5 protein-coding genes are annotated in these 13,520 nt (G+C 42.4%); 3 read left to right on the top strand and 2 right to left on the bottom strand.

Annotation, left to right across the window (positions count from 1 at the left end; genetic code table 11):
* Positions 1-178: 178 nt before the first annotated feature.
* From JMX48_RS09635 to recD, 3 genes are all read left to right on the top strand, one after another.
* Entirely contained in the window at positions 179-4,738 is a 4,560-nt protein-coding gene (locus JMX48_RS09635) for an exodeoxyribonuclease V subunit gamma (protein ID WP_201537097.1), read from the top strand.
* A 283-nt stretch (positions 4,739-5,021) separates the two neighbouring features.
* Positions 5,022-9,449, top strand: coding sequence for a UvrD-helicase domain-containing protein (locus tag JMX48_RS09630; protein WP_413786358.1), 4,428 nt, complete (start codon positions 5,022-5,024; stop codon positions 9,447-9,449).
* Between the two features lie 88 nt (positions 9,450-9,537).
* Positions 9,538-11,760 (top strand): exodeoxyribonuclease V subunit alpha, encoded by a 2,223-nt coding sequence (gene recD, locus JMX48_RS09625; protein ID WP_201537091.1) that lies wholly within the window; start codon positions 9,538-9,540, stop codon positions 11,758-11,760.
* Positions 11,761-11,975: 215 nt separating this feature from the next.
* On the opposite strand, the gene JMX48_RS09620 is transcribed toward recD, so the two are convergent.
* Together JMX48_RS09620 and JMX48_RS09615 are read right to left on the bottom strand one after the other, a co-directional pair.
* Positions 11,976-12,539 (bottom strand): hypoxanthine-guanine phosphoribosyltransferase, encoded by a 564-nt coding sequence (locus JMX48_RS09620; RefSeq protein ID WP_201537088.1) that lies wholly within the window; start codon positions 12,537-12,539, stop codon positions 11,976-11,978.
* 90 nt (positions 12,540-12,629) lie between these two features.
* Positions 12,630-13,298 (bottom strand): hypothetical protein, encoded by a 669-nt coding sequence (locus tag JMX48_RS09615; RefSeq protein WP_201537085.1) that lies wholly within the window; start codon positions 13,296-13,298, stop codon positions 12,630-12,632.
* Positions 13,299-13,520: the final 222 nt, after the last annotated feature.

Genomic DNA, 13,520 nt, shown 5'->3' with positions numbered 1-13,520 from the left:
TAGCAGAAATATCGTGCAGTAACGACTGCCAAATATGAATTGATGAGTATCGTTTACCGCACCATTGATCCATGTTCAATACCAATATTTACCGTTGAGTCTCTAGATAGGGATTTTTAGCGACGGTCAGCTGTATTCACCAGCCTTATTATTTTATTCTCTAATCAGATTATCCTCTATGTTTACTATCGTTCAGTCGCACCGTACCGAAAATCTTGTTGATCAACTTCTTGTGCAATATCAGTCAAAGAATCAGCCTGTTTTTGAGCCTTTTATTGTCATTGTGCCCTCGATGGTATTGGGTGATTGGCTGGATAAAACCATTGCCAGCCGCGCTGGGATTAGTACTTTGGTGCGTACCAAATTTTGGGGTCAGTATCAATGGACGCTCATGCAGGATGTGTTAAGCCGCCATAATGCCTATTTGTTAGAGACAGATTCTGAAGCGACCACTTTAAATGTCCCTGAAGTGGCGGTGTTGTCACCGACTGTGATGCAGTGGCGGTTGTTTGGGTATTTGACCTACTACCAAGAGTCGATTGTTAAAGATGAAAAACATCCGGTGAATCCGCTGCTGGCGTCTTTGATTGATGAGCCGCAAGAAGAAGGTGTTCAGCAGGACAATGTACGACAAGACAGTTTGCGACAAGATAAAGCACAACAAGATGCGCGCATTTGGCAGCTGGCAAGTGATTTGGCGAGAGTGTTCAACCGTTACTTGACTCACCGTGAGGATTGGCTGGCGCTATGGTCGCATAATAAGCCGCTCAATGTGGGTGATTTAATAGCAGATAAAGATGCCTTGTCACTGCGCTTTGATAAGTATGCACGTGGTACGCCTGAGTGGTTGGTGGCGCATTATGTTGAGTTAGAAGTTGCCCAACGATTTTTGTGGTCGCATTTGTTTGCCGATGTTCATCAATACCGTGTGGCGCTTGAAACTATTTTTTGGTCAGCGTTAAAAGACAACAAAGCGAATGAGCAAGCTCAGTTGCCCAGAGTACTGCGTATTTTTACCATTCAGCAGTTGCCACAGACTGAGCTCGACTTTTTGCAGAATTTGTCGCAATACATGGATATCACGCTGTTACACTATAATCCGTCAAAGTTATTTTGGGCGGATATTGTTGATAAATCATGGCTACAGCGCCAGCGTATTATCAATCCTGAAAGCGTATTTTTACGGGATTATGGTCACAGTTTGTTGTCGCGTTTGGGCAAACAATCGCGCGATACTTTTGCCATGCTCGCCAACTTGTCGGGTAATGAGCAACATAAAGATGCGTGGGTAGATTGGCAAGATAATTTTGATGATGGTTTTGATAACGGGACTGGTCGTAGTTTTGACGGCAACACCGATGACATTGGCTCTGATATTGACAATACTAACAGCGCTCAGAATGCACAAAATACTCCAAGTTTATTAAGACGTTTGCAAAACGATGTGTTGATGCTTGATGAAAAATCAACCCAGCAAGCAACTGCTGCAAAAGTCTCTCAGGCAATCAATAAACAAATAACGTCAGGCGTTGATCAAGAGAATCAAGAGACACCGTGGTACGAAGACGAGGTATTAGAAAATAAGCGCTTTGAAAAAGATCGTTTTTGGGCAATCTCTTCTGAAGATAATAGCCTAAGCATTCATTCGTGTCATAGTTTGCAGCGTCAGCTTGAAGTACTGCGTATTATGATTGGGCGCTGGCTAAATGAACCTGTCAAATTTGGTGAGAAAAAACGCCATATATCCGATATTGTGGTTTTGTTGCCTGACGTTGAGCGTCATCATGCACTAATTGGCTCTATTTTCGTTAGTGGCAAAGGTCAAGATGGTTTGACGCTGCCTGCAAAGGTGACTGGGGTAGTCGATGCTGATATTCGTCAGTTATGGGAAGCGATCATTGGCTTTTATAAACTATTGGGTAGCCATAATGCTCGTTTTGAAGCAGCTGAGGTATTGGACTGGCTAATGCTGCCGCCCTTGTTTGAAAGTTTTGGGTTGACTCACGAACAAATGAGCCGTGGTTGTGATTTGTTGGTAGAGGCAGGATTTATCCGTGGATTTGATGAGTTGCATCTTAAGCAAACGCTCGATAGTAATGACTATGATTACCGTTTTAGCTTTGCGCAAGCGCTAGACAGATTGACTTTGGGTTTGGTTATGCCAGAGGCGAAGTTGAGCGATTGTCTATATCCTCTAGATCAGGACGATTGGCCTACTACTGCAATGCCCGAAATGAGTTTGCCGCTGCCACAAGTGAGCCTCAATGACGCCATGATTGTGGAAGCGCTTTGCCGCATTTATACGGGTTTGGTAGAGCGACGCGATGATCACACGCAAAAGATGAAAGCGGAAGATTGGCTGGATCAGATTGAGACACAAGTGATTCATCGCTACTTTGGCGATGTTGATCAAACACGTACGATGCGCGCCATCTATAATGCTATGAACGGCTTTAAATCCAGTTTGCGAGCCAACCGCCATTATAGACAGTATGCTAATGACACGAGCGACAACACTGAGGTGGAACAAAAACTGGCGGGCGTTGAGCAATTACCGCTAAAGTTAAGCTTTATGCTAGACAGTATCGAAGACGAGCTTGAAAGTCAGCAGGTCAGTGCTGAGCCGACTGGTGTGATTACCTTTGGTCGATTTGGTGCATTAAGAAACGTGCCTTTTGAGTTGGTGGTGATGCTCAATATGGACATCTCTGAGTTTCCTGGGCGTGATCGTGATAATCGCTATGATTTGATCAAAGCCACCAAATCGCGTCGCGGTGATAGAGTCAGCGAAGATGATGACAATGGTGCATTTTTGGATGCGATGTTGTGCGCACGCAGTGCTTGCTGGATATTTTATAATGGTCAAAGTCTCACTGACACTCATGAGCATCTGCCAGCCAACCCAGTGAGTGAATTGCTACAGTTTTTACAAGGTGAGGTGCAGTGGCAGGTGAACTCGCTTGAGGCGTTAGAGACTTTGCCTGATAATATCGATTCAACCACCGAGAGTCTCAAGCGCTATTTGCCAAAATTAATTAAGCAGTGGCTGGTGACGGAACATCCCGCATTGCCTTTTCATGACAGTCTTTTTGAAACAGAAATTGAAATTGAAGACAATGCTATTGCTGATCAAGGGACTAACCTGTCTGGCCTTAATCTCAATCAGAGCGATACCGCTGACGATACGCAAAGCCAGACTAAAAATGACAGCCCTGCTAATATGACTGATGAGTTGGACGCCATCTTGAATACAGCCATGCGCAAAACCAAGTTGGCTCAGAAAAAACAGTTTCCGCCTGCGCCGCTTTGGCAAGCTGTGTTTAATACCTTAAAAGATCGGACATTCAGTCAGCATTCACCACTGATTGATTTACCCACGAACGCACAATATGAATCAATCGCTCAGGTACTTGGTCAAGGTTTGGGTCAGATGGAACAAGTAGACAATCAAACCTTATCTGCATTGGTCGATATGTTAGCGCTAGATAGTATTACTGATACCAGTAATGCCAACGACGTGACTGAGGCGCTCACCCAAACCGTGTTTGATACCGTATTTAACATTGGGGAGATAGACGTTGAAGGAGTATTGGCCTATCAGGTGCGTCATCCTGCCAAAGCCTTTTTGCGTACTCAAAAAGTGCATGTGGTGCAAGGAGAGCAAGCAATGGCGCATCAAGAGCCACTGTTCCTAGACAGCCTGACGAGCTATCAAATTAAAGCGCATTTGATTCATGAGATGGCTACCGATGCCGCCGACAAGAATATGGGCAAAACAGCTGAGCCAAACAGCCAAATTCTGATGTATCAAAACATCATACCAGCAGGTGTCGCCCGTCAAACCACGATACCCAATCAAAAACAAAAGCTCCAGCAGCAATGTCTCGAATTCAAAGAGCAATTAATCGCCAATGGCTTTGATTATGCTGTTCAGGTCAATATGATCCATGACGGTGAAGAAGATAGCATCTTACAGCTACTAACGCCCACTACCGAGCATCCTGTTCAGATAGAACTAGCAGCGGTGCTGAATGGTATTAATAAAGCGCCAAGCTGTCAGGCAGACACTCATAAAAACGCTGACTCACTGCTTGCCCTATTGCCTAACATTATTAAGATAAAAGGCTCAGTACCAGTGTTAATAGCAGCATCAGGCGTTGCCGACACTCAGCAATCACCTAGGCAGTGGTTAAATATATTGCCCAATTCTGCCAGTCCTAAGCATTTACTCAAGTTTTGGTTGTCCCATCTATATTGGCAAGTGGCCCGCCGCACCACTGCCGAGCAAGTGGTATTAAATGATGGGGTGAGCATTTGGCGTTTTAATAAGTCCAGCTCGCAAGTAGATAAATATAAAGATGTCATCGCATTTAAGCTAAGTCCGATCGTATATGAAGACGCGCTGATTGAGCTGATAAAATGGGCGGTTTTTGCCAAGCTGGCGGGTCAAGTACCGATTACGTTATTGCCGGAGTATGCGCTCAGTTATCTTGATAAGTGTCGCAAAGCTGAAGAAGGTGAGGGCGGCAGCTACTGGCCAAAACGAGCAGATTTCTCAGATTGGTTGAGACCTAGCTATCACATAGATACAGTATACGATACTTGCTCACAGCATGCCATTTGGCAATACGTATTACGTGATCAGGATGCGTTTAAGGCCTTGACAGCGTCGTTAACCACTTTGGCGCTGCCATTATATGGGCCAATGTTTGCCGCACTAGACGGATTGGATGGTTAATTAGTTATAGTCAGCTCTAAATAAAAAAGGCAAAAATTATCACGCGTTACTGGGATAAATTTTCCTTGCTTGCTGTGTCTGCTCAGACAGAGGCGGCGCAAAAATTATCCCAGTAACACTATGTTTATTTTATAGTGGATCGGCTATAGACTGGCTGGTTTTATTCTCTTGATTCAATTAATAATAATTAAAAGTGTACGCCCCTATGACCGATACCAGCTATACCGTTGATATTTCTACAAAGCCGCATTTACCCGATGACTCGCTTGATACATCTACTCACATGAATAAAAGCGAGGATATTGAAGATAAAGCGAGTGTGACCGTGATACCGGCGGTCGATGTTGACTTGAGAGGTAAGCATCTGATTGAAGCATCGGCGGGTACTGGCAAAACGTGGACGCTCACTGGCATTATGCTGCGTCTGCTGATTGAAGTAAGACGTGCACCAGAGCAAATCATTGCCACTACTTTTACACGAGCTGCTGCTGCCGAAATGCGTCAGCGTATTCACGACCGTTTGGTGGATTTTTATCAATTATTACAATGGGTCAACAGCTTGAGTGCGGATACAAATAACAAGGAGCGTTTGTACCCTAAGGTATTACAGGTCACGCCTGAAACTGGTAAGGATAATAAAGCAGGTACTGATAAAAGTGCTCAAACAGACGCTGATGAGCATAATCAAGACCTTGCCTATGATAAGAAGAACACTGCAATCAAGCGCACACAGGCAAAAAAAGCACGTGAAAATTGGCTAGTAGAGCAGGCCAAATATGCTCGGCTACATGATTCCATGCAAGATCCTATTAACCTACACTTAATCGGTTATTTGCTGGATCGTGTCTATAGCTACCCAATGACCGAAGCCATTCGACGCACCGCACTGGTATTGACTACATTGGATAAACTGTTCGTTGGTACGCTTGATAGCTTGGCGCAAAAATGGTTGACTGAATACAGCAGTGAGACGGGTCATCAGCAAGGCATGGGGATTATTGAAGACAGCAGTATTGAGCAAGTGACTGATAGTATCATTCATGATGAGCTGCGTCAGTTTCAAAGCCGGTTACATCACGAGCAGCCTAAACTGTATGCGCTCATGGATCAGCAAGGCAAGCTGACCGCAGTGAGCGATCATAAGAATTTTGTGACTCGCTCGCTTAATTTTATTTCCGCGCCGATTGATGAGGTTGTGGTAAGTGACTTTTCGTTCGAGGGTTACGAGCGGCTTATAAGTACTATCATTGAGCGCAGCAACGAGCTTGATATCTTTTTTAAACCTGACGGCGAGTATTATGAAGTTCCAAAAGGACAGTTACTCAACAACAGAGACTCTTGGCCAAAAATCATTCAAGCGTTAGAAGATTTTGGTCCAGCCGCTTACAAGTTTATATCAGATAAAAAAAACCATACAGGAAAGTTAATTGAGGCCTTTCAGAAAACCGATGATATAGGTAAGCAGTTCTATAAGCCAAAAGACGGCGAAAGGGTTAATTTAATATTTAACGAGTTACAAGTCGTTCGTGATTTTAAACGATATATCGAAGAAAGTAAGAAGCTTGATGAATACATAGTGACTGTTTTGGCCAATCTAAATCGTCATATTGTGCTCGCTGTGCGTGACAGGCTGCCAGTGATTTTGGAAGAGCGTGGTGAGACAACTTTTAGTCTACAGATGGTGCGCCTAAACCAAGCCTTGACCGGTCGGCAAGGAGAGAAGCTGGCACGTTACATTCGTCATCATTATCCGATTGCTCTGATTGATGAGTCGCAAGATATCAATGGCGAGCAAGCCATTATGATTGAAAGTATTTATTTACCTAAGAGTAAATCCAAACAATCGAACAATGATAAGCAGTCAACAACCAATAAAGCCAGCCATGAGTTTTTATTATTGGTTGGTGATCCGAAACAGGCTATTTATGGCTTCCGTGGCGGTGATGTCGCCAACTATAATTATATGAAAGCCCAGTTTGATAAAAGTAGCCTTTGGACACTTGATATTAATCGCCGCTCAAATGCCAGTTTGATCGATGCGCTAAACTGCTGGTTTGGTATGCCAGCACCAGCGACTGCTGACAATAAGCTGTCACAGCTAGGTACGGGTATTTATTATCAACACATCAAAGCTGCGAAACCAAATAACCAGCTGTCTTGGTTTAATGAGCCAGACATGCTGGACAGTGCATTGGTGACGGACGTGCTCTCTGCTCAGCCAGTGAGTTTATTGCATCTGCCTTATGACAAAGATAAAGAGCTTGAGTACGATGAGCATGAAATTACCGCGCGTCATATTGCGACCTTACTCAGTAGTGGTCAGACATTAAACAGCAAACCAATTCAGCCCAGCGATATCGGCGTGTTGGCACGCACCAAAAAAGATCTAAAACGGGTTGAGGATGAGTTGGTCAAACTTAATGTGCCGACCTTGACCACCAGCGATGTCAGTGTTTTTGAAACCATCATGGCAGAAGATGTTGCGGCGCTGCTGAGTGCCATGCTCTATCCGTATCGACATGACATGATTAATCGAGTATTGACCAGTCATCTGTACGGCCTGAGTATCAAAGACATCAAAGCCATGATGACCGACCATGAGTCAGGGGTTTCAGAAAACCACGCTAATACGTTCCATGCTAGTACGTTTCATGCTGGTTTAAATAGCAGAGAAGTTAACGCGGTTAATGATAACAAAAAAAGCTATCAAGACTTTATTTCCTATCTAAAAGAAGGAACACAGCGCTGGCAGCACTTTGGTATTTTATCGGCATTACATTATTTGCTCGATAAAAGCCCTGTGCAACCACAAGGCGTTTGGCAAGCATTAGCTGCTCATTCAGAAGGCGATCGCCATATCATGGACTTGCGTCATGTGATGGATGTCTTGGCGCAGTATGGTTTAGGCATGGGCGAGCATGAGTTATTGGCTTGGTTCAGACAAAACATAGATTCGGCCCCTAACAGCGATTGGGCTAAACAATATCCGCTACCCACAGAATCTGGTGTGCAGCTAATGACCATTCATAAGTCAAAAGGGCTTGAGTTTCCTATTGTCTATGTATTGGGTATGGGCGATGCCAGTAGGAAGTCCGGCAATAAAGAAGACTATGGCTTGTATCTATATAACGCACAACAAGCGCCCTCCGCGTTAGTGCAGCAATCAATACAGACTCATTTAACACAAAATAAAGCGACAGGCAATCAGCGCCGCTTCTCACCATTGCGAGGCTCTGCCACTACCGAGGATTACTACACCGAAATCGAAACGAACGAGGGTTTTGATGAATTACGGCGACTTGGTTATGTCGCCTTTACCCGAGCCAGTGAGCAGCTTTATGTGGTGCTGCGAGATCCTAGCAGCACAAGAGATATGGGTCGTAAACCAGTGTTCTATTGGTTTGACTCACCAGAAGCAAAGTTTGAGTTACCTGATCGATTAAAAGGCACGATAGGCATGATCAGAGGGCATCACGTCAATGATTTTTATGATAATAATGATGCTAAATCAGCAAGCGTGAACGATAATCAGCTTGCCACTACCAAATTAAATGTTAATAAGCCTGCCACAGAGACTATTGAGTATCCTTCTTTTTCAGAGGTTATGAAAACCAATTACTTTTATGGCTGGGCTAAAACCAGTTTTACCGCGTTAGCCCGTCAGCTTGATGAGTCCACGCAGGCAATGGCTGTGGTGGATGAGCGTATCGATGATGCCATAGACATTGATATGACAGAAGCTTCGGTATCGGTCGAGTCTTCATCTAATAGTAATGAATCTCTTGAACCACTCAGTGAGTTCAATTTTAAGTTAGAGGACGATATTCGTTTTAGTTTTATAAAGGGTGCCAATGCTGGTACGTTCTTGCATGAGATATTTGAAAAAATTGATTTTAATAATAAATCACAGTGGTCTCAAGTCATTGATAGAGCAATTAGTAGCTATCAATTGCCTTTGGTCTATAGCAGCGTTGAACAGCAAATCCGCATATCACAAGCGAAAAAGACAGAAGAGAGTCGCCCAATCGATCATGACTCAATAGACGCTACCAAGCATGAGGCATTGATTGGCTGGATCGAAGAGGTGTTATATACGCCATTATTGGCATCCAACCAACCCTTACATTCTATCAATGCAAGTCAGCGATTTGCTGAATTAGAATTTAATATGGGGTTGTCAGAGCGATTTAAAGCGCAAGATATTAATATGCTTTTTCAAAAGTATCTGCCTGATGAGGCCGACAAACACGTCACGCTCGTTCCGCAAAACAAAACGCATTTATATCGTTATCTACGCGGCGAAATTGACTTAGTGTATGAGCATGCTGGCAAGTATTACGTGGTCGATTATAAAAGTAATTATTTGGGAAATAGCCTAAGTGATTATGACGAAGACACACTCAAGAAGGCGATGTCAAAGGCGGGGTATTGGCTACAGGCAGCGATTTATCAAGTGGCGTTACATCGATTTCTTGCCATGAGAATTAGCGATTATGCAGGCAACGAAGACAAGTATCTGGGTGCAGTTGAGTATGTGTTTTTACGAGGAGTATATGATCCTGATTCTCAAACAGCTGCTAATGTATCACAAGGTGTTGATAAGTCCGACAGTAGCGATTTAAACAGTAATAATCGCTATGGACTGGTCACTTGGGATATCCCAATCGATTTTATTAAAGCCTTGGATATGTTATTTGGCAAACCAGATTAGTGGGTTTTAAATAACGAGTTCAACAAAAAATGCCTATTATAGCGATTAACTATAACGATTAACCAAATACAAATAGAGACAAGCGTATATGAGTAATAATAACAATAAAAGCAGGGCAGCCATTGGTTTACAGGAAAGCTGGGCCAGTAATATCAGTGATTATATTTTGCTGCGTCGTCAGCAAACACATTCAGCCTATAAAGTAATTGATGCAACGGTTAATACGGATAATAAGCAAATTAATAAAAAAGAAGACGGTCACTTGTTTAACGCTTTATTTATTATGTTGGCGACGCATTTAGAAGAAGGGCATACCGTATTAACCATTGAATATGCCGAGCACGAAGTACCACTGCAAGGTCAAATCAATGGCGAGTTAGTCACACTATATGCTTGGCAGCAGCAATTATTAGAAATGCTGGCCAAACCAATCCTAGCGCTGATTGAGACTCAAATAGATACGCAAAAAGAAGATGATGCTACAGATGAATCATCGCTATTTGGTTTGCTACATACTTTGTTTGGCAAGCGCGCTCAGATATGGGCGCAGCTGGCACTTAGTAATCATGAAAAAGAGATATTGGGCAAGCGTTTTGATACCGTTTCTGCGCTCTATCAATTGCTCAAAAACACTGAATTCGCAGCTTTCATCGAGTTAATCCATAATCATACTTTATTCGCTAACGTCAATGCTGACATTGATAATAGCAATAATAAAAATAGCCTAAGCAAAAAAAATCAACCTGTTATCTACCAGCTAAGCAAAAAACAAAACGAAAGCAATCAAATGACATCGCTGACTTTTTGGCTACATCGCGCATGGCAAGCAGAGTTTAATTTAGCAAAGCAAATCAATACTATTTTAAATCAACGGATCACACCTCTGCCAATATCGATACCTAAAAATCTAAACCCGCAGCAGGTGAGGGCTATTAATGTGGCTAACAATAGCGCATTTAGCATTATCACTGGTGGCCCAGGCACAGGTAAGACTTATACCGTGGCTCAACTCGTGATTGCACTGCAACAATCCGTAGAGAGTGGGGGTGGTGAGGATAAAAGCATCAGATTTAGTACTGACAGTGCTAGTTTAGCGCTAGCAGCACCAACGGGTAAGGCCGCACAGCGAATGCAAGAGTCTTTACAGGCTGCTATAGACGCTGCCGATATTGACACTCAGTTGCAAGAAGCCAAAACGATTCATCGCTTATTAGGCATTGGTCGAACGGGTAAGCCTCGTTATGACGCCAATAATCCACTTGGCGAAGATATTATCATCATTGATGAGGCATCTATGTTAGGTGTCGAATTGGCAAATTATCTGGTGAGTGCGGTAAAGCCAGGTGCAAGGCTGATATTGTTAGGAGATGCAAACCAGTTGGCAGCGGTAGATGCGGGGTCTGTGCTGGCTGATTTGTGCCGTATTCCGCGGCTGCAGCCTATACATGTGGAGCTAACTGAAAGCAAACGATTTAGCGCAGATTCTGGTATTGGTAAACTTGCTTATCAAATCAATCAAGCAGAGGTAGATACTCAAGCCATTTGGCAATTACTAAGGCAGGACAAGGCACTGAATTTTCAATACGTGAATGCGCTGCAATCAGGAGTGGATACTCTTCCAAAAGATAATATAAAAAATAGCCTAAGCAATCATAAAATAGTTTCAAAAATATCCAAAAATTACTCAGAATACTTAGCAAAGATAGAAATTCTTCTAAGAAATCCAATAGAAAAATCCATGCCAGAATCAATAAAAAATATAATTGGCTCATTAATGGAGACATTTAACCAGTTTAGAGTCTTGACTGCAGGTCATAATGGCGAGTGGGGTGATCGTTATATTAATGACTATCTGACCCAGTGGCATCTTGCTGAACTAAAACTCCCACTGGGTCAAAATACGTGGTTTCATGGTCGTCCTATTATGGTTCTGCAAAATAACTATGAGCTTGGGTTATTTAATGGTGATATTGGTTTTTGTTTGCAAACAGGAGATCAAAGAAGCCGACTTGAGGTGTTCTTTGAAAATAAAACCCAAGGAATCGCTGTCAATTTGCTAAATGAAGAGGTAATTGCTACCGCCTATGCCATGACCATTCATAAATCGCAAGGATCTGAGTTTGGTCATGTGGCCATTACTTTTGATAATAGTCATGCAAGACTGCTAAGCAAGGAGCTTATCTATACGGCAGTGACACGTGCTAAAAACCAAGTAACTATATATAGTACCAAACATGCTTTTGAAAAGGCCGTACAGACACCAACTGAGCGCCATACGGGTTTGGCATTACAGTTTTCTGAACTTGAATAAAGAAGTAAGCATTAAGCAATAAAAAGATTAAAATAATGTTTAAAATACGTCATTTCCAGACTGTATTAGAGTATATCAATGGGCTTATTTATAAGCATATTGCCTACAAAAAGAATACTAGCACTGTATGAGTAGTAAAATTAACAATGAAAGCAAAATCCAAGCAAAAAAAAGCATCCAAATTGGATGCTTTTTTAAAATTCAAATCCGAAAGATTAAATTTTATCTTCTTTAATAGCATAGATACCTGGCAGATGGCGCAAGTAACCATGAAAATCCATACCACAACCATAGACATAGCGGTCTGCGACATCAATACCAACGAAATCAACATCAAAACCAGCAACTTTGCGATCATGTTGTTTATTAAGTAGTACGCAAGACTCAATGGATAAAGGATTTTCTTTGCTCAGTTCTTCAACGACTGCTTTTAGGGTAATACCTTCATCAAAAATATCATCAATCAGTAATACGTGCTCACCCTCGATACGGACATCAGGCTTAAATTTCCAATCAAGCTCATTGGTTCCTTCATTGTCACGATAGCGTGATGCATGGATATAATGCATACGGTGATAAAAAGTCAAATGAGTCAGTAGTTGACCAGCGGGGATAAGTCCACCGTTCATCACGACCATCACAATTGGGTTTAGACCAGCATAATGTAGGTTGAGCTGGGCGGCAAGACGCTCATAAGCAGCAGCGACTTCAATACTGCTGATAAGGCACTCTGAGTTGCGCAGGGTTTTTTCTATTTCTTGATTACTAATTTGGGTCATGAGTTGCGCCTTCGATAAAAGTGCTGCCTATTTTAGCAAATTTTAGTAAATTTGCCCAACATTACATTTTTAATAAAAACATTGTATTTGTTATTCTGGCTTTTCTACGATGAAAGGGCGGTAATAGTTCGCCAAACGATTCAGTGAGCTGTCAGGTAAGTCGGGGAGCAGCTTAGTAAGCGCCATATTCATCCCCTTATCGATAGCTGCTTTGGCAACCGGTACAGATTTGCGTTTAATCAGACCTAGCTTAAGCGTTTCGGCATAACGACTGATAAAATGAGTCAATGTTTCCTCGTTCATCGTTTCAAGCGCCGTTTTAAAGATTTTCATATCTACCTGTTCAGGTGTGACAGCAGCGAAACCTTTGTTGATAATAATAGCATCTGCATCGGATAACTTAAAACCCACACGTTTTACACCTTCATTATCAACGAAGGTTGCTCGATCTCTTAAGAAATGGAAGCTAGGCATCACTTCTTCATTATTTTCTTTACCGAGTAAAATCTTCAGCAGAGTGTCAGTCGCACGCTCAATAGTGACAACAACTTTACGCATGGCTGCTTGGCGTTCAGGGTTTGGAATGATGTCAATGAGTCCAACCAATAAATTATCAATAAGATCGCGTGCTGTCTGATGAGTGAGGGCATCACGATAAGGATAGTAGTCTACCTGCTCATTCGAAGCAACGACTTGCTCTGCCTCTTCAATTAGCTTTTGTAGTTTGGGTGAAGGTACGAATCCAAAATAATGTGCCATTATATTTCCTCTATTTGTTATTTTTAATGCCTTATCAACGTTACATTCATTGCTAAATCGGTTACTATTTAGACAGAATAGTAAACAAAGGCTCACCAGACTAAATGTTGATTAATGACGTGTTGTCATATAAAAAGCAAAGCTAGTTTGAGTGATGCTCTTGCAATATTTTTATGATTTGCCTAATAGTCGGTGAGCCGACTTAATCATCGCACACTAATT

This window comes from Psychrobacter immobilis (assembly GCF_904846225.1).
Lineage (GTDB): Bacteria > Pseudomonadota > Gammaproteobacteria > Pseudomonadales > Moraxellaceae > Psychrobacter > Psychrobacter immobilis_F.
This window is presented reverse-complemented; position numbering and strand designations above follow the sequence as displayed.